Below are 23,705 nucleotides of genomic sequence, written 5' to 3'. Positions count from 1 at the left end.
TTACAGCCCTCGCTCTTTCTGCCATGGTCTTACGGTAACGCCTTCTTCAAGATGATGTACCCCAGCCGCAACGATTTGTTGCCCCTCTTCAAGGCCCGCAATTACGGCAATACCATGATGGTGTAGTGAACCTACCTGAACCGCTTGTTTATGTACTGTATGGTTATTCTGGTCGTAAAGCCAAACGAAGGAATTATCTTTAAGTGCTTGATTAGGTTCGGAAAAAACCGATTCAATTGGTACGATATGGCCACGATTGGTGCCTGCGGTGATTTTGTTTAAGTCAATGTAGACATGGCCAGTCATGCCCGCTAATAAGTTGAAATCTTCTGGCACTGGCAGTGAAAACACCACTTTATAAGTTAGAGTGATAGGGTCGGCTTGAGTGTCCCACTCTTTCACTGTGAGTGAGTACGACTTATCAGGAAAACCGTCAAACATCACAGTGGGTTGGTAATCTGTATCTTTATCGACACGGGCAACAAGTTTTTCTGGTACTTGGATCACCACATCCATGAGATCGCGGGTTTCGAGGCGTAAGATATTTTGCTTGGCTTGCACGTTTTCAAAGTTTTTGACAAAAACTTTGGCAACTGTGCCGCTAAATGGCGCGCGCAGCTCAGTGTTTTCAAGATTCGTTTTGGCAATTTTCAGCGCCGATTCTGCCACTTCTTTATTGGCAATGGCTTGATCTAATTCTGATTGACTGGCAATACCGCGCTCATTGAGGGTTTTTATACGCGTGAGTTGTGATTGTGCAAGCTCAAAACGTGCTTGGCGCTCTTCAAACTGCAGCTGGAAATCTTTTGGGTCGAGTTTGGCAAGCAATTGGCCTTTATCCACATGTTGGCCTGCTAACACAGGAAACTCGAGTAATTCTCCACTTAAGCGAAACGCCAGATAGGAGCCTTGGTTTGCGACTACTTCGGCAGGAAAATGTCGCACATTTTCGCTACTTTGGCCGTCAACGGTAAACAACTTAACGGGACGGACAACAGGGGCGGCGGTTTGTTCTGCATGATTGTCTTGGCAGGCCACTAAAAAAGTGAATATTGGCAAGAAAATCCAGTGTTTTGTTGTCATTGGTTGCTCCATGTCGAATTTAGTTGCGCAAGGATACGCAAAACCGATATAAAATAAAAATTATTAAAAGTTAGAAACATCATTATTAAAATTTATGAAGTTAGCGCATTTAGAAATGCTCGATGTGATTGCCACATCTGCCAGTTTGACCGAGGCGGCCAATAAACTGCATAAGACCCAGCCTGCGTTGAGCCAATCGCTGAAAAAGCTTGAGGCTGAACTTGGATTTCAACTCCTTGACAGAACTCAGTATAGACTGTGTTTAACAGAAAAGGGACGCCACTTTCAGCGTGAAGCGAGCTTGTTATTGCAAAATCATAGCCACTTAAAATTACTGGCAAAAGAATTGGCACAAGGTAACGAGCCAAAAATTAAGATATGCTATCAACCGATTTTTAATGCCCCTGAATATCAAGCTGTGCTTGCAGATACATTTCGCCGTTTTCCAAACACGGAATTTTCGCTCAGTAATGGCAAACGCTTTGCGGCCCTTGAGCAGGTTAATTCGGGCAGCGCCGATTTAGGCATTGGCCCGTGGTTTGATTTATTTCATGCCACTGGGGATTTTGAATCTTTGCCAATCGGTGATATTAGCTTTGGCATATTGTCCAAACCGAGCATGATGCCAAAGGAAGTGAGTTATGAGGAGCTTTCTGATTATCCCTGCTTGGCCATGCTAGAAAGTGATTTTAGTTTTGACAGCGAGCGCTTAGCTTATGCAAAAGGTGCAAGCTTGATGAAAATGGATGACATTGATATGTTGCGAACATTTATGTTAGCCGGGGTTGGTTGGGCACTGGGAAGCTTGACACATTGCCAACAAGAGCTGGCAAATGGCGTTTTGCAACAAGTGCGTGTGCGTGACAAACAAGATGAGTTTCATGCCAAAATCCATGTCTTTCGACAAACCTCAAAACATCATGGACCCGTTGCTCGGGCGCTGTGGCAGGGTTTTAAAGCACTAAGTGAAGCCTATGAACAACGAATTTAAAACTGCGGTGTATAGCGTGATCTGCGCCATACCAGAAGGGCATGTGGCGAGCTATGGGCATATTGCCAAACTGGCTGGAGCACCAAAACATGCCAGAGCAGTTGGTTATTTACTTAAGCATCTACCAAGTGGAAGTGAAATTCCTTGGTATCGAGTGGTTAATAGTCAACGTAAGATCTCTTTTCCCGCAGACAGTGTTGATTATCAACGGCAATTACAGGCTTTACACAGTGAAGGGGTGCTGCTGGTAAATGGGCGAGTGAAGATAAACCAGTTTTTGGGTTGATCGTCATTACCGCTTGTAACGTAAACTAAACCATGAGCACACGTTATTGGTTTTGTTAAGGTTATGATATCTGCTGTTTTTCCGTTACCCTTGTTAGTTCTGCCCGGTGGTGTAACACGGCTGCGGATCTTCGAGCCTCGTTACTTATCTATGGTTAAGCAGGTGATGAAGAATCAGCTTGGTTTTGTGCTGTGCCAATATGCTGAGGAGCGTGCGCATCAAGTTCCTGAGTTTGCTGGGTACGTTAAGATTATCGACTTTAACCAAGACAAGGCTGGGCAGCTCCTGATAGATGTATATTGCGAGCATTGGGTGCAAATCGAAGAAGTGTGGGTTGATAGCGAGAACGTGCGCCATGGTCGAATAAAGCGTGCTAACGACGCTCTGTGGCCCGAAACTTCGCAAGCGCATGACAATGACTCAACAGCAGCTCAGCTTGAACAGCTTAGCTTGGCATTGCAGCAAGTGTTTGCGGCCAATCCTGAGCTTGCCAACCTCTACCCACAGCCACAGTTTAATGATAGTCGCTGGCTAATTTCGCGCTGGTTAGAATTAGTGCCACTTAGCGCAAATCAAAAATCCGCTTTATTGTCATTACCTTATTTTGAACAAGTAGTCGATTTCCTGCATACTTTGTTTAAATCAGGTTGATCTGTTTGGGTTCTTAGCCCGTATTGCTTCTTAAATTAACGTTGTGGAGCATATCATGCACGCTGAGCAGGTCGTCAGTTTAGACATATTGCAGGACAAACCTTCAATGACCTTTTCGCAAACCGCAAGTCCAGAATTGTCTGACGCGTTAGATGCAGTTGCACGGCATCGTGACAAGCGTGCTTTTGCGACTTTGTTTCGTCACTTTGCGCCAAAAATCAAACGCTTTGGCTTAAAGCAATTTGGTAGCGAAGCGCTAGCACTCGAGTTGGTGCAAGACACCATGACTTCTGTTTGGCGTAAGGCGCACTTGTACCAACGCGATAAAGGTGCCGCAACTACTTGGGTCTACACTGTGATGCGAAACGCCTCCTTTGACACCTTACGGAAGATGAAAACGCATAAAGAAGAACACCTTAGCGACGAGCTATGGCCGATTATTGAGCAAGAGCATGCTGCGCATTTTGATGCAAACGATCATCTACAAGATAACCGCGTGAAACGTTTTATCGAACGGCTACCGGCTGCCCAGCGAGAAGTGTTGTGGGGCGTTTACTTTCAAGATCTCACCCAAGAGCAGTTGGCCGAACATTTAAATCTACCTTTAGGTACAGTGAAATCCCGCTTGCGTCTAGCGCTGGAAAAACTGCGTCAGGCTTTGGAGGCTGATCATGATTAAACATCATCCCTCACTTATAATTTTAGGCCAATTTGCTAGAGGCGAGCTACATGCCAGTTTAGCGGTTGCAGTAGCGGCACACGTGGAGCTTTGTCCATGTTGTCAAAGTACAGTAAAGCAGTTTGAACAAATGCATGCTGAATTTGAACTGGGAGCCGAGGCAAACAGCGTAAATACAAGCTTTGATGCTTGGGAAGACGAGTTTGGCGATGTGTTGGACACCATCACCAGTGATGAAAGCAGAGACGAGGTTGTGTTAGTGCCAGCAACATCCTTGCACTACCAAAACCGTCAAGTTCATTTGCCTAAAGTGTTAGCCCATTTACCACGTAGCGAGTTTATGCAGCTTGGTAAAATTGCTCGCGCACGCTTTACGCTTGAGGATGACAACTGGCGCACCAGTTTGCTGCACATTGCCCCTGGGGGAGAGATCCCCAATCATACTCATACAGGCCAAGAACTCACGCTACTGTTGGATGGCGAGTTTAGTGATGAATTTGGCCATTACGTTGCAGGAGATTTTATTCTTCTTGATGGGGAGCATCACCATACGCCTCGCACCGAAAATGGCTGTTTGTGTTTGACAGTGGTGAATAGTGCGCTTCACTTCAATAAAGGGTTAAGTAAATTACTTAATCCAATCGGTGATTTAATTTATTAGCTTGAGATTCGGATGTCGGCTAGGGTAACTGATTGAGTTTTAAGTTCTCTTTCTGTCCTCTTGGTCTAGCCAGTGCAGTTTGCGCTAACACTAGCGGCCAGCGAGTAATTCGTTATCCGAATTTTAGGTTTCTTAATCAACTTTGTGTTTGTACAGGTATTTATGAGCATAAAAATTGGTATCAGCGCTTGCTTGGCAGGCCAAAAAGTTAGATTTGACAGCGGTCATAAACGTAATCAGTTTTGTATGGATGAATTGGCGGCGCATGTTGAGTATGTGCCATATTGCCCTGAGGTGGCCGTGGGGTTGAGTATTCCAAGGCCGACGATTCGTCAAATCAGGGTTGGCGACATCATTAAAGTTGCACGGCCGGATGGCAGTGGCGATGTTGGGCCTGCGCTTGCTGCCTACGGTGAAAAGGTGGCAACTGAACAAGCTCATCAACTCAGCGGGTTTGTGGTGTGTGCCAAAAGCCCCAGTTGCGGTATGGAAAGGGTTAAGGTGTACAACGAGGCTGGGACGGGTAATAGCTCCGAAGGCGTTGGCGTTTTTACTGCACAACTGATGAAGCATAATCCGTTATTGCCGATTGAAGAAAATGGCCGCTTAAACGACCCCTACCTACGTGAGAACTTTATCCTGCGTGTGTATGTTTATCATGCGTGGCAAACGCTTCGACAACAACCGCTTAGCCTTCATGCTTTGACGCAATTCCACAGCAAATATAAGTATCTGCTGATGAGTCATCGCTATCAGGCCTATCGTGAGCTAGGAAAGTTATTGGGCGAGGCTAAGGGGGATGATTTAGAGCAAGTTGCCAGCGACTATATCCATGGTTTAATGCAAGCTTTGTCTAAACCGGCCTCGCGCAAAGGGCAAGCCAATACACTTATGCATTTGCAAGGCTACTTTAAAAAGCTGCTTAGCCGTGAAGAGAAGCAAGAAATGTCCGAGGCAATCGAACAGTACCGCAAAGGCTTAGTACCACTCTACGTGCCACTGACTTTGGTGCAGCACCACGTGCGCAAATTTTCGGTAGCTTACCTTCAGCAGCAGGCTTACTTCGCACCTTACCCAGCAGAATTAAGACTAAGATTTGGGATTTAGATGACCACACTGTTCTGGTTTCGCCGTGATCTACGTATCTATGGCAACGAGGCGCTCATTGCGGCCGTAGCGCAAGGTGCGCGCGATGCACTATTCTTTGTCAGTAAAAAGCAGTGGCAGCAGCACGATGCAGCTGCTATTCAAGTTGATTTTGCACTGCGCCGCGTTACTTGGTTAGGTGAGCAACTAGCGCGCTTTGGTGTTCATTTGCATGTCATTGAGGCACCTGATTTTAATGACCAACAGCAAGCTTTGCTGGCATTTTGCCAGCAACATAATATCAGTGCCGTATTCGCCAACCGAGAATATGAAGTCAACGAGCGAGAGCGTGACGAGACCTTAACTGCGCAGTTGGCGCTGGCACAAGTAACCATACAATTATTTGATGGGGATGTGATAGCACCACCAGGCAGTATTCGCACTAAACAAGGGGAAATGTTCAGAGTTTTTACCCCGTTTAAAAAGGCGTGGCTTGCTCATTTTAGCGGCTATCAAGCTCACTTGCCAAAGTGGCCATTGAGCGAGCAACCACGGAGTTGGGCGCCGCCAGCCTGTTTAGCAAGTGATGGTAGCTCTGCTAAGTGGCCGGTGGACGACAGCGCTCTAGTGCAGATTGTTGGGCGCTTTATGGATGAAAAACTCGTCCACTATGGCGAACAGCGCGATTTTCCTGCCATAAAAGGCACTTCAGGCCTCAGTCCATATCTAGCTTTGGGCATAGTGTCGGTGAAGCAGCTGCTGGCCGAAACGCAGCTGCGCGTGCCAGATATTCTAGAGCGCCCAAGTCATCCAGCCTTTAGCTGGCTCAATGAGCTGATCTGGCGCGAATTTTACCGCCATTTGCTGGTGGAATTTCCAAAACTGTGCAAACACCATAATTTTAACAGCCAATATAATCATGTGGCGTGGCGAGATGACGCAGCGCAGTTCCAAGCTTGGTGCAATGGCAAAACAGGTTACCCGTTGGTCGATGCCGCCATGCGTCAGCTATTGCAAACTGGATGGATGCACAACCGTTTACGAATGGTGGTGGCGAGCTTTTTAACTAAACATTTATTAATAGACTGGCGTAAAGGCGAGCAGTTTTTTATGCAGCATTTACTCGATGGTGATTTGGCCAGTAACAATGGTGGTTGGCAATGGGCTGCCAGCACAGGATGTGACGCGCAGCCCTATTTTCGTATTTTCAATCCGGTCACGCAAAGCGAAAAGTTTGATCCCAAAGGGGAATTTATTCGTAAATATGTTCCAGAACTGGCTGCGGTACCAGACAAATACATTCATTGGCCTGAAGCTTACTTAGCGCTTCGACCTGATATTGATTACCCGCAGCCGTTGGTTGAGCATAAAGCGGCCCGTGAAAGGGCGCTTGCGGCATTTAAAGGTGCAATATGAGCGAACGGGTTGAGCGATTTGTAACGCTTTATAATCAATTGAATCGTGAGAATTTAGCCACACTCGCACAAATATATAGCGATAGCATTGAATTTCGTGATCCGCTACATCGCATAGTAGGGCTCAATGCTCTGCATGAGTACTTCAGCGCTATGTATGAAAACACCCAATCAGTACAATTTACCTTGAATGATAGCACTGACGCGGGCGATAAAGCTTTCATATATTGGCAAATGCGGTTTAGTCATAAACGCTTACGCCGTGGTCAGCCAATTGTGGTCGAAGGCCATTCGCAGCTTTACTTTGCTGGCGACAAGGTATGTTACCACCGTGACTATTTTGATGTGGGTAGTATGCTTTACGAGCACCTTCCACTACTCGGTTGTGTGGTGCGCAAACTCAAAGCGCGGGTGGCACAATGAAAAAGGTCTTAATTACGGGGGCAAGTTCAGGTATCGGTGCTGCACTTTGTACGCATTACGCTCAGCATCATCAAGTGATTGCCTGTAGCCGGCGCAATGTGGTGAACGCTAGTGGCAATATTACCCCGCTGCAATTTGACGTCACAGATGAGCAGCAAGTTAAAGCAGCGGCTGAGCAGATAAACGATATCGACATCGTGATTTTAAACGCAGGTAGCTGCGAATATATTGATGATGCAACCCATTTTGACAGCGCTTTATTCGAGCGCGTAATAGCCACAAATTTACTCTCGGTGGGGTATTGCCTTGGAGCATTTTTACCCAAAATGGTTAAAGGAGCGCAATTGGTGATAGTGAGCTCCAGTGCTGCAATTTTGCCGTTGCCTCGTGCCGAAGCCTATGGTTCGTCAAAAGCGGCGTTGAGTTATCTGACTAAAACTTTAGCGCTGACTTTGCCCGATATTGAGGTTTCTTTGGTGTCGCCGGGTTTTGTCGATACTCCGTTGACCGCTAAAAACCATTTTGAAATGCCGTTTTTAATGTCTGCTGATGCTGCGGCACAGCGAATCGCAACAGGGATCAGCAAGCGAAAGCGCCATATTGCCTTTCCAAAGCGACTTATTTTCTCTATGTATTTACTTAAACTTTTACCTTTCTCGTTGTGGCGACGTTGGGCGCAAGGAATGTCGAAATGAAAAAAATCGCGATTATCGGTTCAGGGATTGCGGGTATGACTTGTGCGCATTTGCTATCGCGCCAATACCAAGTGCAACTCTTTGAACAAAATGATTATCTTGGTGGTCACACGGCCACGGTTGAGGTTAATATCGAAGGCAAAGCCTATCAAATTGATACCGGTTTTATTGTCTTTAATGACCGCACTTATCCGTTGTTTGAAAAACTCTTGGCGGCGATAGGTGTAGGTCGACAAGCGACTGAGATGAGTTTCAGCGTCCATCACGTTAATACCGGCTTTGAATACAACGGGCATAGTTTAAGTACTTTGTTTGCGCAGCGCCGCAATATCTTACGGCCTAGATTTTGGCGTTTGTTGTATGACATTACCCGCTTCAATCGCTTGTGCAAAAGCTTGTATCAAACAGAACACTATCAGGGCTTTCATACCTTAGGTGAGTTATTAGAAGCTTATCATTTTAACGAGTTTTTCCAACAGCATTATATTTTGCCAATGGGTGCCGCAATTTGGTCAACCAGCTTGCAGGGCATGAAGGAATTTGAATTACCGTTTTTCGTACGCTTTTTCTATCATCATGGTTTACTCGATATCACCGGACGCCCGCAGTGGTATGTCATTCCCGGTGGATCAAAACAATATATTGCGCCACTATTAGACAAACTGGCCGATAGTGCTGAGCTAAACTGCAAAATCAACTCAGTTGAGCGCACTGCCGAAGACGTGACTTTGGTCATGGCTGATGGCCGGAGACTGGTCTTTGATTATGTTGTGTTTGCTTGCCATTCAGATCAAGCGCTCGCTTTGCTCGCCGAGCCTTCAGTTAATGAGCAAGCGGTACTGGGCGCCATCCCTTACACGCCAAACGAAGTGGTACTGCACACAGACAGCAGTATTTTACCAAAGCGCAAAGCGGCGTGGGCAAGTTGGAACTATCGTTTAGACGGCGACAAAGCTAAGCCGGCCACTGTCACGTATAATATGAATATTCTACAAGGACTTGATAGTCATACCACTTTTTGTGTAACTTTAAACGGTACAGAGCGGCTTGATAGTAGTAAAATATTGCGCCGTTTTACCTATCATCACCCTGTGTTTAATCGTCAGTCTATGCAAGCGCAGCGTCGCCGTAGTGAAATCAATGGTGTTGAGCGCAGCTTCTTTTGTGGTGCATATTGGTATAACGGTTTCCATGAGGACGGTGTGCGCAGTGCAGTGGATGTTGCTGCGTTACTTGGAGTTGAGTTTGAATAGCCAACTTGCAATTGGTGATGTCTATCACCATAGATTTGAACATACCGACCACAAGTTTCGCTACCCGCTTTACATGATGTGGCTGGACTTAGATGAGCTAACCGAAATTAATGATATTCACCCTTGTTTGGGCGATAAACGCCGCCATCTGTTGCGGTTTGTTGCTGCAGATTATCTCAAGGACTATGAGGGGGATTTAAAGTCTCGTGCGCTGAGTGCATATCAAGCAGCAGGTGGTGCGAAGAGTGTCAGCAAGGTGTTTAGTTTGTGCCAAGGGCGCTGTTTTGGACTATATTTTAGTCCGGTTAACTTTTACTTTTATCAAAATGCCCAAGGTGAGTTCACTGACTTACTCGCTGAGGTGTCGAACACGCCATGGCGGGAAAATCATCTTTATCTGGTGCCGCTAGATAAAAAAGTGAACCTAAAGAAAGCCTTCCACGTATCACCTTTTATGGATTTGAACATGGACTATCACTGGCAAGTTAAAGTGAGTGATGACAAGCTCCTAGTGCAAATCACAAACCAACGAGGGGATGAAAAGGTTTTTCATGCTACCTTGAGACTTAAACGTACAACTTTAAGTAAGGCATCTGTCACAGCTCTGCTTCGTCAGTTTCCTGCTATGACGTGGCGCATTGTCAGCGGTATTTATTGGCAAGCCTTAAAGTTGTGGCTACGAAAAGTGCCATTTGTCGCACATCCGGAAAGATAAGATGGAAAAAGTAACTCAATCTTCACAGTCTGTATCGCATAGTTTTGGCCTTACCGCACTTTATCGTAAGTTAGTGCACGGTGCCTTTGCAAACCTAAAACAGGGCGCTATTACCTTAGTGGAAGGTAACAATGTGGTCGTGCTTGGTGAGCGAGGCGCATTTGATGTCACCTTAACCGTGAATGACATGGCTATGTATCGCGATTTCGCGCTTGGCGGCAGTGTCGGGGCAGGCGAGTCTTACATCGCTGGGCGTTGGCAAGTCGATGATTTAACTAGGCTTATAGAGTTGTTTGTGGTGAATCAAGCGGTCCTTGATGCTGTTGAACGTAAATATGCTTGGTTCAGCGGCATTGCACACAGCTTTAAACATTGGCAACGGCGTAATGGCAAGACACGGGCTAAACAAAATATTCTTGCGCATTATGATCTTGGTAATGCGCTGTACGAAAAGTTTCTAAGTGAAGAAATGCTCTATTCGAGTGCTGTATTTGAAAGTAATGAAACTAGCCTTGAACAAGCTCAGCAGCATAAAATGAAACTGATTTGTGAACGTCTAGATTTACAGCCCGGTCAAACTTTGGTTGAGATTGGTACTGGCTGGGGGGCGCTAGCGATATACGCGGCGCAGCATTATGGCGTGCACGTAACCACCACCACGATTTCTGAGCAGCAACATGCCTATGTTTCGGCAAAGATAGCGGACTTGGGCCTCAATGACAAAATCACTTTGCTCAAGCAAGATTATCGTGATTTAACTGGCACCTACGACAAGCTCGTGTCGATTGAAATGATAGAAGCGGTTGGCCATGCTTACTTACCTACTTTTTTTGCCAAATGTAACGCGCTGTTAAAAGCCAATGGCGCGATGTTGCTGCAAGCAATCACCATTGCTGATCAGCGTTATCAGCACTATTTACGCAAGTCTGACTTTATTCAGCAGTATATTTTCCCTGGCGGTTGCCTGCCATCTATCAATGAGATAACTACTCAGCTTGCAACAATGACAGACTGCGTAATGCATGAGCTCCACGATATTGGGCTGCATTATGCGCAAACGCTAGCGCATTGGCGTCAGCGTTTTTATGCAGCTTGGCCCGAAATCAGCCAGATGCAGTTCGACCAACAATTCTTCCGGTTATGGGAATTTTATTTGTGTTATTGTGAAGGTGCATTTCGCCAAAGGGCAACCAGTACAGTGCATTTGGTTGCGAGAAAACCGGCTTACTTCGCTAAAAGCTGTGAAGTTGTGCGTAATTACACGATAGGTTAAGTAAGTTTATAGGCGTTTAGTGCCATCTCAGTCTGAGTTTGAACAGTGATGAAGATATCGTTAAAAGTGGCATTTGTAGTCATTCAATTACCTAATTTTATGACGCAAAATACAAAAATTGACGATATTCTATGATTGTGCGCATTTTGTAGTTGCCAACGCCGAGAAAATGCATAAGTATAGGTTCTGCTAAGGCAAAAAATATAAAGAATAGGAATAAAACGATGAATAAAGCTCAACTAGTTGAAAAAATGGCGGCGGACGCAGAAATTTCTAAAGCAGCAGCTGCTCGTGCATTAGACGCGTTCACTGGTGCTGTAACTAAGTCGCTAAAAGATGGTAACTCTGTTGCGCTGGTTGGTTTTGGTACTTTCACTGTAAAAGAGCGTGCTGCTCGTACAGGCCGTAATCCACAAACTGGTGCGGAAATCCAAATCGCAGCGGCGAACATTCCTTCTTTCAAACCTGGGAAAGGTTTAAAAGACAGCGTAAATCCATAAGCGCTGACCATATAAAGAATAAGGAGGGCATTGCCCTCCTTATTTGTTTTAGGTTCTTAGCGCTTTGTCGCCGCGCCCAATCCCTACTGTGCCAGAGCGCACCACTTCTATTAAGTCGGTTTCATGCCTTAACATATCCAAGAAGGATTCGATCTTTTCTTTACCGGATACCATTTGCAACGTGTAACTCTGCTTGCCCATATCTATGATACTGGCTTGAAACACGTCGCAAATTCGTGTTACCGCAGCTCTGCAGGTTTCTTCTCGTGCATAGACTTTGACCAGCAGCAACTCACGCTCAATATGTGGCATTTCAGTTAAGTCGAGCACTTTAAGTACATCGACCAATTTATTAACTTGTTTGGTGATCTGCTCAACGACCCTGTCGTCACCATGTGTGGTAATGGTGATGCGAGACAGGGTTTGGTCGTCGGTCGTACCTACAGTTAAACTATCTATGTTGTACGCCCGTTGTGAAAATAGTCCAGTTATACGTGACAATGCACCCGGCTCGTTCTCAAGCAATATGGCTAAAATACGTTTCATTATGCTTGCTCTCCTTTTCTGATCCACATCTCGTCAACGCCACCAAACTTAATTTGCATTGGATATACGTGCTCATGTTCGTCAACACGGATATCAAGGAATACCAATCTATCTTTAATCGCGAATGCTTTTGCGAGCGCTTCGTCTAGCTCATGGCGATGGTTAACTCGGATCCCAACATGGCCGTAAGCCTCTGCAAGCGCCACAAAATCAGGTAACGACTCCATATAAGAACTCGAGTGGCGGCCACCGTACATCATGTCTTGCCATTGTCTTACCATGCCAAGTGAACGATTATTGAGAGACACTATTTTCACATTTAAACCGTACTGTAAGCAGGTTGATAGCTCTTGAATGTTCATTTGGATGGAGCCATCACCGGTTACACATAGCACTTCAGCTTGTGGGAAGGCAATTTTGACCCCCATTGCGGCTGGTAAACCAAAGCCCATGGTGCCAAGGCCACCTGAGTTGATCCATTGGCGTGGGCGCTTAAATGGATAATGCTGGGCTGCAAACATTTGGTGTTGACCTACGTCTGAACAAACGTAAGCATCGCCATTGGTAAGTTCATAAACCTTACGGATCACTTCTTGAGGTTTGATTTTATCACCCTCAGGGGTAAAAGACAGACACTGCTGCTCACGCCATTTGGTGATTTGATGCCACCAATCTTCCTGTGCACTACGGTCAATACGATCGCTTGAAGCATCAATAGCGTCTTGCAATTGGGTTAAAACGGTAGCTAAGCAGCCCACTACCGGAATATGCGCTTTTACTGTTTTGGAGATAGAGGTTGGGTCTACGTCAACATGAACAATAGTTGCGTTAGGGCAGAATTTTTTAACGTTATTGGTTACTCGGTCATCAAAACGTGCGCCAAGCGCCAAAATGACATCGGCATTAGCCATGGCTTTGTTCGCTTCAAGCGTGCCATGCATACCCAACATACCAAGAAAATTTGGATGAGTGCCACTTAGGCCACCTAAACCCATTAATGTATTGGTGCAAGGGGCATTGAGTGACTCAACTAATTGTGTCAATTGCGCCGAGGTATTGGAAAGCACAACACCACCACCGGAATACACCACTAGGCGTTTGGCACCGAGAATTGCGCTCACCGCCTTTTTGATTTGTTTTGGGTGGCCTTTCACGCTTGGGTTGTAGGTACGCATATCGATTTGCGTTGGCATTTTGTAATCAAATTTGTGCTCAGGGTTGAGGATGTCTTTAGGTAATTCAACCACAACAGGACCTGGGCGACCTGTTTTTGCAATGTAAAAGGCTTTGGCAAGGATAGCAGGGATCTCTTCAGCACTGCGGCAATTAAAACTATGCTTAACGATAGGGCGTGAGCAACCTACGATATCGGTTTCTTGAAAGGCATCGTCGCCGATAAGGTTTGACGGCACCTGACCTGATAACACCACCATAGGAATGGAGTCCATATAGGCTGTAGCAATACCTGTGATACAGTTAGTGGCGCCTGGGCCTGAGGTGGCAAGTACCACACCAACTTCGCCAGTCGCACGCGAATAACCGTCCGCCATGTGGGTTGCTGCTTGTTCATGGCGCACGAGAATATGCTCAATTCCATCTTGCTGAAATAGCGCATCATAAAGATCCAACACAGATCCACCTGGGTAGCCAAAAATATAGCGTACCTGCAATGCCTGTAGCGCCTTAACTACCAATTGAGAGCCGTTAAATTGCTCGTTCATCCTCATTCCTCAGTTGGTTATATAAAAAAAAACCCCGCAAATTTGCGGGGTTGTTTAGCCAAATGCTACCTAATACGACCCCGCTGGACTTAAGACTAAGACCAGTACTAGGACGTTGACGATAGCGAATACATTTTGCATTTTGGCGACAAATTCTTCTGTTGATGTAATAACTTATTTGTATTGTTTTTAGCTCTTGATGTCAACCATAAATTTATCAAGTTGCATAAACTTTTTAATAGTTATGGTTTTTTGAGTGGTTGTTGTGAATTTTAAATGGGGGTTAGGTTTAATTGGATTATTTATGCTTTAATAGAAAAGCCAGCGAATAATCGCTGGCTTTTCTAACATTCAACTGAATTATAGACGTTCAATAACGGCTTGAGTGAAATCAGTTGTGCCGTGCGTACCGCCAAGGTCACGCGTTGTTCTGTCGCCAGATTTAATCACATCAGCAACTGCAGCGCGGATCTTTTCAGCTTTGTCTTGCATACCTAGGTAATCCAACATTTGGATTGAGGCTAAGATAACCGAAGTTGGGTTAGCAAGGTTTTTACCTGCGATGTCTGGTGCACTACCGTGTACTGCTTCGAAAATCGCTGCGCCTTCGCCAATGTTTGCACCTGGTGCCATACCTAAACCACCAACAAGACCTGCACATAGATCAGATAAAATATCACCAAAAAGGTTAGTTGTGACGATAACGTCGAACTCATCTGGTGTCATCACCAACTTCATACACGCAGCATCAACAATCATTTCTGCAGATTCAATATCTGGGTAACGAGCAGCAACTTCACGCGCTACTTTTAAAAATAACCCTGAAGTTGATTTAAGAATATTGGCTTTGTGAACTGTCGTTACTTTTTTGCGGCCTTCGCGACGAGCTAGTTCGTAAGCAAAAGTCACAATTTTTTCGGCGCCATCACGAGTGATACGTGATTTTGCTTCTGCTTCTTGTCCGTCTGGTGAAACGATTTGGCCAAGACCTGAATACATACCTTGGGTGTTTTCACGTACCGTGATGATGTCGATGTCACTGTAACGCGCTTTGGTACCTTCAAAAGACTTAACTGGGCGGACGTTAGCATACAGATTGAATTGCTTACGTAGCGTTACGTTGATAGAAGTAAAACCTTCGCCAACCGGCGTTGTAAGCGGGCCTTTTAGGGTGATCTTATTGCGATCAATTGCTTCAAGCGTCGCTTGTGGTAGTAATTCACCGGTTTTTTCTAGCGCTGCAAGACCTGCGTCAACATACTCATAGTCGAATTCGCAGCCGGCTGCATTTAAAATTTCGATAGCTGAATCAATGATGCTTGGGCCGATGCCGTCGCCTTTGATAACCGTAATGGTTTGCTTAGCCATAGTTTTTCCTTTATCAATAATGTGCCCGAGGTCACTTTGCGTGAAAGTATCGTTCCAGTTTAGCATGACCTATGCAGGGCGGGGGTTCGCTTGAAAAATTAAGCGCGTTTTATAGCAATTTCTTCGCGCTTATTCCAGTTTGGCATGGTTAAACGCCATAAATAGCATTTATATTAGTAATTCTTGCTATCTATTGCGTAAATGTTCGTCAGAATATGGCGATAACTGGGTAATGTGTGTGACGGTATAATGCGTTTAAATTGGATTGTAAGGGCCAAGGGCTAGCACTTGTTCTTGAAAATGCTCAAAACTTGGCAGCATGAGTTCTTTTAGTTGTTGCTGAATTAGTGCTGTTTGCCATGCAGATAGCTCAGCTTCTGGCATCAGTAATTTATAGGTCGCTAATTTGATAAACACTAAGCTTGCCGCTAGACCTTTCACTGCACTTTTATTATCTAACTCCGAGACCAAAAACGCATTATGGTTCGCACTTTTCGTAAACCAAGAGTGGAAGAGTTTAGTTAAGGTCTGCTTGTCATAACTTTGGATACCGTAAATTAAACCGTAACTCACCGGCAGCTCGCTGTGCTGACCATCGGTTAACGGTATTTGCCAGCGTAGCTGCGCATTATAGTGCGATAAAATAAACAGTAAAAACGCGGTAAAAGGCGACGCTAGCTGCTCAAAGTGATGCTGAGTGTGCGCTTTGGCATAAACTGTAATGACCTTTAGCGTACTACTATATCGCGCTTGTAGCTCCGCCATTAAAGGGTGACTAAAATGTTCAAGCGCGCTTTCAAGTAACACTCGTTGGCACAACAAAGCAGCGTTATCTAACCCAACCATAGTGAGACTATGGCGCAGATTCGCCGCCTTTTGCTGTTGCTTATTGTATTGACTGGCGGCAATTTGCAAACGAGAAATGATCTGCGGATGATCGTCTAAAGTTTTTTCAATGTGCTGATATCGCACAAATTCATGCTGGCCTAATGCCAAAATGGCTTGCTGCAGTTGAGTAAGCTGTGTATCTGCATTGTCTGACTCTACTTGCGGCTCGGTTTTATCTGCAAACCAAATACCATAGCAAAGAATAGGGTCGGCTAAAGTGACAGGTAAACTCTTAAATTGCAGAGGCGTATTGGTGGTAACTAACTGAAATTGCTTTTTGTCGTTAAATACACACAGCCGAGTTTGTCCATCTTGATGATGGAGACAAAAGGCATGGTACTGCTTATATTTGGTTAACTGACCGGGAAATGGGAAAGAGAGCACCGACACTATACTGCGAATTAGCGTCTGTGCTTTGCTTTGCTTACTCTCAAGATACGTCTGCGCTAAAGCTTGCTGCAAAGAACAGCCAGCGGCGCTTGACGGCGTAATTTTTCGCGCAATTAGCTCTGCTAGGGCAACAATTAAGGTTTTTTGGTCGTAAAGATTTAGCGGTACTTGCTGTTCCAATGCGAGTGTATATTTTTGCAGACGTGCCAAAATATGTTTTAGGTTAATGCTCGGCTGGTGCGTGGTCGAGAGTAACTTAATCGCTAAATGATGGCGGAACTGCCACTGTTTTTGCGCCTGCGGGTTAAGCTTTTCACCACGTGCTAGCGCATTGTTTTCATTTGTTACGCATAAATAATTTGCCAAACCAGCTGCGAGCAACTCTTCAATGATTTGCTGACCAAAGCCTTGTTGAGTACAAATGACAAGGATCAACACTTGTTGATTTACGACAAGGTTAGTGGTGTATCCGTGGCTTTTAATATAGAGCTGGAGTTGGGCTTGTAAGCTGTGAGGTGCATTTTGATACAGCTTCCAATAAGCTTCACTAAGCTGACTGATAAGTGGAATAATATGAGGCCACTTTTGTTTGTGGTAATATAGCTGGAGCAACTGATGGGTACGTTCAATCAGTTTTTGTAAAGCATTGGCTTGGCCCAATGCCTTCATAATGAGCCTTTACCTTTTTCATACGCAACAATGGCACTTGGCCCCCAGATCACCAATTTACCGTTTTCAAACAGCAGCCCCGTGCATTCGTCTTGAGTGGTAATGCCATCAGGTTTAACCAGTTGAGTGCGATAAAACACAATTTGCAGCACATCGTCGTCTGACTTTTTAACATAGGTTAGATCTGGACTACCTAACGTCTCTAGCACTTCTTCAAGTTCAACGTCGCTGTCGACAGAGAGTTTCTCAATAAAGCGCTTATTGAATGCTTCGCGGTCTTGCCAGATCATCGCACTGGGGTCGTCTTTGTAAAAGTTGACGACCAACATAACCATAGCTGCATAAACAGCTAGACCTAAAATTATGTATTGTAGAACTTTTTTAATCATTGCACGTTTCGCATGACAGCCGGACGGATATATTATCACTAACCTTTATTGTGCACATAAATCTGCGACTAAGCTATTGTGGAATGTGCTTTAATGTGGATTTATGCGTATTTCCCTTAGTTTTAAACCGAGCGAGATATCCTGACGTAGGCTAACGAGTACTTTACTTAGGACAAAACTATCTAAATCTGCCAGCAGCTTTTGCAGTGTATTTGGCGCTAAAGTCGCACTGTTAAGCGCACTTTGTACATCAGGATAGTCTTTAAGTAATTGAATTGCAGTCTGTTTTCCTATACCTTTGACGCCGGGGATATCATTGCTTTTGTCACCGACAAGCGCCCAGTAATCATGTAGTTGAGCAAGTTCCACTTGAAATTTACCGACCACAAAATCAACGTCCAACCATTTTTGCTGAAAATAATCATATATTTGGCAATCAGCTGAAATAAGCGGTAAAAAGCCTTTGTCTGTAGACACAATCACTGCATGTCCTTTGGCGGCAACAATTTTGCTCGCAAAGGTGGCGATAATATCATCAGCCTCATCTTGTTCGGGGTGATAACAGAATACACCCGCTTGCGTAAACCCTTCAGCTACTTCGTGTAACCTGTGTTGTAGTAATTCTGGCATTGGCGCGCGAGTGGCTTTATAAAGCGGGTAATATTCATAACGCCAACTAGCTCGGCCATCAAATACCGCAACCGCATGGCTAAATGCATGCAGTTTCATCAAGCGTTTTACTGCATTGCTGATTCTAGCACGACAAGCGACTATCAGCGCATCAGCTTGTGAATGTTGTTTCTCTTCAACGGCATAGATGCGCCGAATTAAATTCAGCGCATCTATGATAAGTACATTAAAGGTGGGAGAGTGTTCAAGCATTGATCTTATAACATGGGATATAGGTGCTACCTGGTAACTTCATCCGCCCTTGGGCAACAAATGCTTGTAGCAGCTTGTCCATTTCCTGCATTAAATCTGAGTCGCCACTGAGTTGATACGCGCCGAATTGTTTAATGGCAGTGATCCCTTCATCTTTAACATTACCTGCAACTATGCCTGAAAATGCCCGTCTGAGGTTTGCCGCTAAAGCTTGTTTTGGTTGATTTAGATGTAGATCCAACCCCGCCATATTTTCATGTGTGGGTGCAAATGGCATCTGAAAATCATGATCAACATGCAGTGTCCAGTTGAAGTAATAGGCATCGCCTTGCTGCTTACGGTATTCGCGTACTTTTGGCATCGCTTGTTTTAATGTTTGCGCAACGCGCTTTGGGTCATCGACAATAATCTCAAACTTATCAAGCGCTTCTTTACCTAAGATTTTCTCAACAAATGCAGCGAGTTCGTCAAAATAGGCACGCGATTCTTTCGGGCCGGTGAGAATGACAGGTAGCACTTGTTTAGCATTTTCTGGGTGTAACAAAATCCCAAGAAGATAAAGTAGCTCTTCAGCCGTGCCTGCACCACCAGGGAAAATGATAATGGCATGGGCAGTGCGCACAAAAGCTTCTAGTCGTTTTTCAATGTCAGGTAAAATCACCAATTCATTGACGATAGGGTTGGGTGGCTCGGCTGCAATAATACTCGGCTCAGTAAGGCCTAAATAACGGTTATTGGTAATACGTTGCTTAGCATGACCTATGGTTGCGCCTTTCATTGGTCCTTTCATTGCGCCAGGACCACAACCAGTACAAATGTTTAAACCACGCAAACCTAATTCGTAACCAACTTGTTTAGTGTATTTGTATTCGATTTCGTTAATAGAATGACCACCCCAGCACACCACCATATTTGGGTCTGAGTTTACTCGTAGCGCGTTGGCGTTACGCAGCATATCAAACACCATGTGGGTTATTTCTTTGGCTTCGGTCAGTTCACGTTCGTACTTTTGGCAAATAAACAGAATATCGCGAATAACCGAAAAAATATGTTCGTGAATACCTAAGATAATCTGTCCGTCAACAAAAGCGGTTTCTGGTGGGTTGGTGAGCTCAATTTTTAAGCCCCGCTCGCGCGCAATGAGTTTGATATCAAAATCTTGATATTTATTGTAAATTTCTGAGCTAGAGTCAGTATGGCTGCCCACATTGAGGACAGCCAAAGCACAGTTACGAAATAGCCGATAACGTTCACTGGTAGAAGATTGCTGTAACAAATCTACTTCTAATTGCGAAAGTAGATTCAGCACCCCTGTTGGATTTAATTGTACATGCATAGGCATTCTCCTTAGCTATTCACGTAAGCACAGACGATCACGACCACTGTTTTTAGCTTCATACAAAGCGTCATCCGCTCTGTCAAAAGCACTCAGTGGCGTATCTCCCTCCTTAAATTGGGTTGCCCCTAATGAAATGGTGATCACCACCTCTTCATCCTTAAACTTAAACGGAATACTCTTGATGGTCTTGCGCAGCTTCTCAAGTGGTCCGCTGGCATCCTTAATCGGCATTCCCGGCATTAAAATGACAAATTCTTCACCGCCATATCGAGCAATAAAATCTGTCTTGCGTATCGACTTTTTAAGTGCACGAGCAATCACTTGTAACGTTTTATCTCCGGCACTGTGACCGTATTTGTCGTTAATAGACTTAAAATGGTCAACATCAACGACCACAAGCGTAACAGCTGCTTTATTGAGATTGAACTGCTGGAATTCGTGATTGTACTTATCATCAAATGCACTGCGATTGGGTAGTTTGGTAAGGCCATCTAACAAACTGCGGAATCGTTGCTCAGTCAAACGCTTTTTATAACTGTTAACCTTGGATTCAAGCTGGCTTACTCTGTCATTGATATATTCGAAACTGGCAATTAATGCGGCCTTTTCTTCTTGTTCAAGACGCTCACGTGCAACGAGATCTTTACTTAACGATTGCAGCTCTTCATCAACCAGCGCTTTTAATTCAACAATAGACGTTGCAGACTGAGTTGCAAGGTTTAAGTTCTTTATTTTGTTCTCTATTTGCTGGTTTAGTGAACAAAGTGCCTGATTAATATTCTTTGATTGGGCATTGGTGGAAACAATCGACTGGTTTAACTCATCTAAGGTCTGGTTGAGCGAAACCAGAAAACTTTGCGCTGTTTGGCGCTCGCGAGCGATACTTTTAACGACAATGCGAATAATGGAAACCGATGCATCAAGCAAAGTATCTGTATGCGCAGTTTCCGTCAAGCCATGCTTAACCGCTTTTATTTCGTCCGCAACGTCTTCGTCGAACAACAGTTCATTCGCAAGGGCTAATAACTCCTTAGCAATTTCAGGCTGTTGCTGTTTGGCATCGGCTAAATCGTCAGCAAGGGTCAGTTTGGCTTGCAGCGCTTGATGGTAAATCTCTACTAACTTATTGATAACTGGAATAAAACCGCGAATTGTTGTAACACTTTCAACTTCGCTGTCGAGTAAAAAGCGCAGTTTACGCCGCGCGTCATCTGGCATACCACGGGTTTTTTGTAATTGCCTGCCAGCATCAATGATGTTACTGGTTAATTCCCGCTCGGCATTAACAACTGCCACTTCTTGCAATTTAATCGCGGCGGTGATTTGCTCAATAAGCGGTAATAACGTTTCAAAATCTACACCTTTGGCAAGGCTACTGCGAAATTTTGCCAACAAATTATCTAGAGAAACATCTAGTCCTTTGCAACCAACAGAGAGCCGAGCAGCAAATTGTGTGAGCACATCAACTTGTTGTTTTCTGGCATCTTCAAGCGACATGCGGGCTGCGATTGCTTGAGTTAACTTTTTCTCTAACTGCGATAGGGGTTCAGACACTAACAACGACCATAGTTGGGTTTTACATTCTGTGCTTAAGTTTACAACAATTTAAATGGCGATGTAGCAGAATTTATCGCGAACTTGAGGTATCACAAATTATTCAGCAAGATACTGCTTAAAATTGTACCTAATACATTGATTGAACAACATAATTTATATACTTTTTATTAAACACTTTTTCTTTTTATCTCTACAAGTTAGCCGTAAATCATGGCCGCGCAGCACGTTCTGATACATCGTTAACCCGCATCATTTCTCAAACGTAAATGAACGTAAAAATCAGCGTTTCACCGAAAATTTCCGGACTAACGACAATTTTCTGTTATCTTTAAGAAAAAGACAGCCATTTAAATTATGAAAACTTTAAAATACACCAGCCTTTTTATGGCGTTAGCTGCTCAATTTAGTGCTTTTGCCGACGTTAACTACAGCATACAAATTAAAGAACCTGCACATCATCTTGCTGACGTTGCGGTAACCCTGCCAAGAATTAACAACGCCAGCATAGATGTTAAATTTCCAGACTGGCGTACAGGTCGCTATGAAATCCTCGATTTAGCCAACGGTGTGCGGTTTTTTGAAGCTAAAGACGGCCAAGGTAAAGCGCTTACTTGGCAAAAAATTGATAAAAGCACTTGGCGTGTAAACTTAACTGAGCCGACTCAAGTTACGGTTAATTATCAAGTTTATGCTAATGAGCTTGCTTTGCGTGCTCGCCACATTGACGATTCTCATGCTTTTATTGACGCATCTGGTTTCTTTATGTTTAGCGACGAATTTCGTGATGAACCTGTAACAGTTAAGCTCGATGTGCCGAAAGGCTGGCGCTCGGTTTCTGGTATGGAAAGCACTGCTAAGCACCAGTTTGTGGCGCCCAATTATGATGTACTTATTGATTCACCGATAGAAACAGGAATAAATAAGCAACATAGTTTTGCCGTTGACGGTAAGCAATACGAACTGGTGATTTGGGGTGAAGGTAACTACGACGAAGCGCTGATGTTACAAGACCTACAAAAATTAGTGAAAACAGGTTCACTAATTTGGCATGATTATCCTTTTGAGCGCTACGTATTTATGGTGCATGCAACCAGTGGGGCGGGCGGTGCTACGGAACATTTGAATTCGACTATTATTCAGCGCCCACGTTATAAATTTGCGAGTCGTGAAGATTATCTCGCGTTTATCGCCACCGCTGCACATGAGTTTATTCATACTTGGAATGTGAAAAATTATCGTCCCGACGGCTTAGTGCCCTACGACTACCTCAATCCAAACTACTCAGATCTGCTTTGGATCTCCGAGGGTTCTACCAGCTATTTTGAAGACTTTTTATTGTTAAGTGCTGGTATTAGCACCAATGAAGAATATTTCAAAGGCCTAACCAAATCGTTAAACCGCCATTTGAACACGCCGGGCAGAGCGGTCCAATCGGTGGCTGAAACCAGCTTTGATAAGTGGATAAACCAAGGCGGTGATCATGGCCGTAATTACTCCACCAACATTTATTCAGAAGGACAATTGGTGTCGATGGCCCTTGATATCACGTTACTGGATGAGAGCGATGGTAAAGTCAGTTACCGCGATGTGCACAAAGCGCTTTATCGTGATTTCAAATTGCCAAAAGGCTTTAATGCTGAGGATGTAAAAGGCATTCTAAAGTCACTCAGTGGCAAAGATTACAGCCAGTGGTGGCAAACTTACGTTGATGAACCTGCGTTACTTGATTTTGACACCCTGCTTAATAAAGTGGGCTTAGAATATGTATACCCAGATAAAGCCAAGTCAGTAGCAAAACTTAACGTTGAGGCAAAAGCCAATGGGCAATTATTGGAGCTAAGCTTTGTTGCTAAAGACAGTGAAGCTTGGCAAGCAGGTCTCACAAGTGGCGATAAATTGGTGGCAATCAACAAGCAACACGTGCGCGATAGTCTAGCGAACAGTCTTGAAGGCTTTAAAGCAGGGCAAGAAGTTGTAATCGATTTTATTCGCCGCGATACGTTGATGAGCACTAAGGTGGTTCTTGCTACAGGCTTTGATAAAGACAAACAAGTTAAAGCACTGCAACAGCCCAGCGAGCGTCAGGCGATGTTGTATCAAGCTTGGATGGGCGTTGCCCACCCGAATGCCAAAGCACAGTAGTGCTAATAGATAATGATAAGGCGACTTAGGTCGCCTCAGATTGATGATAAACCCTGCTTTTTTAAGCGGGGTTTATTTTTTCGATAGTTAGGTCGTTTTTTCT

At 44.5% G+C, this 23,705-nt stretch carries 23 protein-coding genes; 14 read left to right on the top strand and 9 right to left on the bottom strand.

All coding sequences use genetic code 11. The annotated features are described in order from the left end of the window. Entirely contained in the window at window positions 1–1,083 is a 1,083-nt protein-coding gene (locus ACFOEE_RS14915) for an efflux RND transporter periplasmic adaptor subunit (RefSeq protein WP_377125910.1), read from the bottom strand. A gap of 94 nt (window positions 1,084–1,177) precedes the next feature. Between ACFOEE_RS14915 and ACFOEE_RS14910 the strand changes: the two genes are divergently transcribed. The 13 genes from ACFOEE_RS14910 to ACFOEE_RS14850 all read left to right on the top strand — a co-directional run bounded on the left by ACFOEE_RS14910 (window position 1,178) and on the right by ACFOEE_RS14850 (window position 11,711). After that, window positions 1,178–2,074 carry a LysR family transcriptional regulator gene (locus tag ACFOEE_RS14910; RefSeq protein WP_377125907.1) on the top strand — a complete coding sequence of 299 codons (897 nt, stop codon included), beginning with the start codon at window positions 1,178–1,180 and terminating at the stop codon, window positions 2,072–2,074. Then, entirely contained in the window at window positions 2,058–2,360 is a 303-nt protein-coding gene (locus ACFOEE_RS14905; protein WP_377125904.1) for an MGMT family protein, read from the top strand. The genes ACFOEE_RS14910 and ACFOEE_RS14905 overlap by 17 nt, the downstream gene beginning before the upstream one ends. Before the next feature lie 63 nt (window positions 2,361–2,423). Further along, entirely contained in the window at window positions 2,424–3,011 is a 588-nt protein-coding gene (locus tag ACFOEE_RS14900; protein ID WP_377125901.1) for an LON peptidase substrate-binding domain-containing protein, read from the top strand. 106 nt (window positions 3,012–3,117) lie between these two features. Next, the gene (locus ACFOEE_RS14895) at window positions 3,118–3,690 is read left to right on the top strand and encodes a sigma-70 family RNA polymerase sigma factor (RefSeq protein WP_377126061.1); all 573 of its coding nucleotides are present in this window, start codon (window positions 3,118–3,120) and stop codon (window positions 3,688–3,690) included. Continuing rightward, window positions 3,683–4,351 carry a ChrR family anti-sigma-E factor gene (locus tag ACFOEE_RS14890; RefSeq protein WP_377125898.1) on the top strand — a complete coding sequence of 223 codons (669 nt, stop codon included), beginning with the start codon at window positions 3,683–3,685 and terminating at the stop codon, window positions 4,349–4,351. The genes ACFOEE_RS14895 and ACFOEE_RS14890 overlap by 8 nt, the downstream gene beginning before the upstream one ends. 162 nt (window positions 4,352–4,513) lie before the next feature. Then, window positions 4,514–5,458 carry a YbgA family protein gene (locus ACFOEE_RS14885; protein WP_377125895.1) on the top strand — a complete coding sequence of 315 codons (945 nt, stop codon included), beginning with the start codon at window positions 4,514–4,516 and terminating at the stop codon, window positions 5,456–5,458. Further along, window positions 5,459–6,853, top strand: coding sequence for a deoxyribodipyrimidine photo-lyase (gene phrB / locus ACFOEE_RS14880; protein WP_377125892.1), 1,395 nt, complete (start codon window positions 5,459–5,461; stop codon window positions 6,851–6,853). Continuing rightward, a complete protein-coding gene (locus tag ACFOEE_RS14875; protein WP_377125889.1) occupies window positions 6,850–7,275 on the top strand; it encodes a nuclear transport factor 2 family protein in 426 nt (141 codons plus the stop codon). The genes phrB and ACFOEE_RS14875 overlap by 4 nt, the downstream gene beginning before the upstream one ends. After that, entirely contained in the window at window positions 7,272–7,970 is a 699-nt protein-coding gene (locus ACFOEE_RS14870; protein ID WP_377125886.1) for an SDR family NAD(P)-dependent oxidoreductase, read from the top strand. The genes ACFOEE_RS14875 and ACFOEE_RS14870 overlap by 4 nt, the downstream gene beginning before the upstream one ends. After that, complete coding sequence (locus tag ACFOEE_RS14865) at window positions 7,967–9,223, top strand: NAD(P)/FAD-dependent oxidoreductase (RefSeq protein WP_377125883.1); 1,257 nt, start codon at window positions 7,967–7,969, stop codon at window positions 9,221–9,223. Before ACFOEE_RS14870 ends, ACFOEE_RS14865 begins: the two co-directional genes overlap by 4 nt. Then, entirely contained in the window at window positions 9,216–9,938 is a 723-nt protein-coding gene (locus tag ACFOEE_RS14860) for a DUF1365 domain-containing protein (protein WP_377125880.1), read from the top strand. The genes ACFOEE_RS14865 and ACFOEE_RS14860 overlap by 8 nt, the downstream gene beginning before the upstream one ends. Before the next feature lies 1 nt (window position 9,939). After that, window positions 9,940–11,211 carry a class I SAM-dependent methyltransferase gene (locus ACFOEE_RS14855; RefSeq protein ID WP_377125877.1) on the top strand — a complete coding sequence of 424 codons (1,272 nt, stop codon included), beginning with the start codon at window positions 9,940–9,942 and terminating at the stop codon, window positions 11,209–11,211. Window positions 11,212–11,435: 224 nt separating this feature from the next. Further along, window positions 11,436–11,711 carry an HU family DNA-binding protein gene (locus tag ACFOEE_RS14850; RefSeq protein WP_377125874.1) on the top strand — a complete coding sequence of 92 codons (276 nt, stop codon included), beginning with the start codon at window positions 11,436–11,438 and terminating at the stop codon, window positions 11,709–11,711. A gap of 48 nt (window positions 11,712–11,759) precedes the next feature. Here ACFOEE_RS14850 and ilvN read toward each other — a convergent pair whose 3' ends face one another. The 8 genes from ilvN to ACFOEE_RS14810 form a co-directional block, all read right to left on the bottom strand. Then, window positions 11,760–12,257 carry an acetolactate synthase small subunit gene (gene ilvN, locus ACFOEE_RS14845; RefSeq protein ID WP_377125871.1) on the bottom strand — a complete coding sequence of 166 codons (498 nt, stop codon included), beginning with the start codon at window positions 12,255–12,257 and terminating at the stop codon, window positions 11,760–11,762. Then, window positions 12,257–13,978, bottom strand: coding sequence for an acetolactate synthase 3 large subunit (locus ACFOEE_RS14840; RefSeq protein WP_377125868.1), 1,722 nt, complete (start codon window positions 13,976–13,978; stop codon window positions 12,257–12,259). The genes ilvN and ACFOEE_RS14840 overlap by 1 nt, the downstream gene beginning before the upstream one ends. Window positions 13,979–14,338: 360 nt before the next feature. Then, window positions 14,339–15,346 carry an isocitrate dehydrogenase gene (locus ACFOEE_RS14835; protein ID WP_377125865.1) on the bottom strand — a complete coding sequence of 336 codons (1,008 nt, stop codon included), beginning with the start codon at window positions 15,344–15,346 and terminating at the stop codon, window positions 14,339–14,341. Window positions 15,347–15,601: 255 nt separating this feature from the next. After that, window positions 15,602–17,293 carry a hypothetical protein gene (locus tag ACFOEE_RS14830; RefSeq protein ID WP_377125862.1) on the bottom strand — a complete coding sequence of 564 codons (1,692 nt, stop codon included), beginning with the start codon at window positions 17,291–17,293 and terminating at the stop codon, window positions 15,602–15,604. Continuing rightward, window positions 17,290–17,682, bottom strand: coding sequence for a DUF3192 domain-containing protein (locus ACFOEE_RS14825; protein ID WP_377125859.1), 393 nt, complete (start codon window positions 17,680–17,682; stop codon window positions 17,290–17,292). The genes ACFOEE_RS14830 and ACFOEE_RS14825 overlap by 4 nt, the downstream gene beginning before the upstream one ends. 90 nt (window positions 17,683–17,772) lie before the next feature. After that, on the bottom strand, window positions 17,773–18,564 hold the full coding sequence (gene xni / locus ACFOEE_RS14820) for a flap endonuclease Xni (protein WP_377125856.1): 792 nt from the start codon (window positions 18,562–18,564) through the stop codon (window positions 17,773–17,775). Continuing rightward, a complete protein-coding gene (gene ppnN, locus ACFOEE_RS14815; RefSeq protein WP_377125853.1) occupies window positions 18,557–19,900 on the bottom strand; it encodes a nucleotide 5'-monophosphate nucleosidase PpnN in 1,344 nt (447 codons plus the stop codon). Before ppnN ends, xni begins: the two co-directional genes overlap by 8 nt. A 15-nt stretch (window positions 19,901–19,915) precedes the next feature. Then, window positions 19,916–21,457, bottom strand: a complete 1,542-nt coding sequence (locus ACFOEE_RS14810) for a GGDEF domain-containing protein (RefSeq protein WP_377125850.1) — start codon at window positions 21,455–21,457, stop codon at window positions 19,916–19,918. Window positions 21,458–21,814: 357 nt separating this feature from the next. Here ACFOEE_RS14810 and ACFOEE_RS14805 point away from each other — a divergent pair, with 357 nt between their 5' ends. After that, window positions 21,815–23,602: a M61 family metallopeptidase gene (locus ACFOEE_RS14805; RefSeq protein WP_377125847.1), complete on the top strand. Its 1,788-nt coding sequence runs from the start codon at window positions 21,815–21,817 to the stop codon at window positions 23,600–23,602. Window positions 23,603–23,705 lie beyond the last annotated feature (103 nt).

The sequence above is a fragment of the Pseudoalteromonas fenneropenaei genome (assembly GCF_042643375.1).
Taxonomy (GTDB): domain Bacteria; phylum Pseudomonadota; class Gammaproteobacteria; order Enterobacterales; family Alteromonadaceae; genus Pseudoalteromonas; species Pseudoalteromonas fenneropenaei.
The sequence above is the reverse complement of the archived record's forward strand: the minus strand, read 5'-3'. Positions and strand labels throughout refer to the sequence as shown.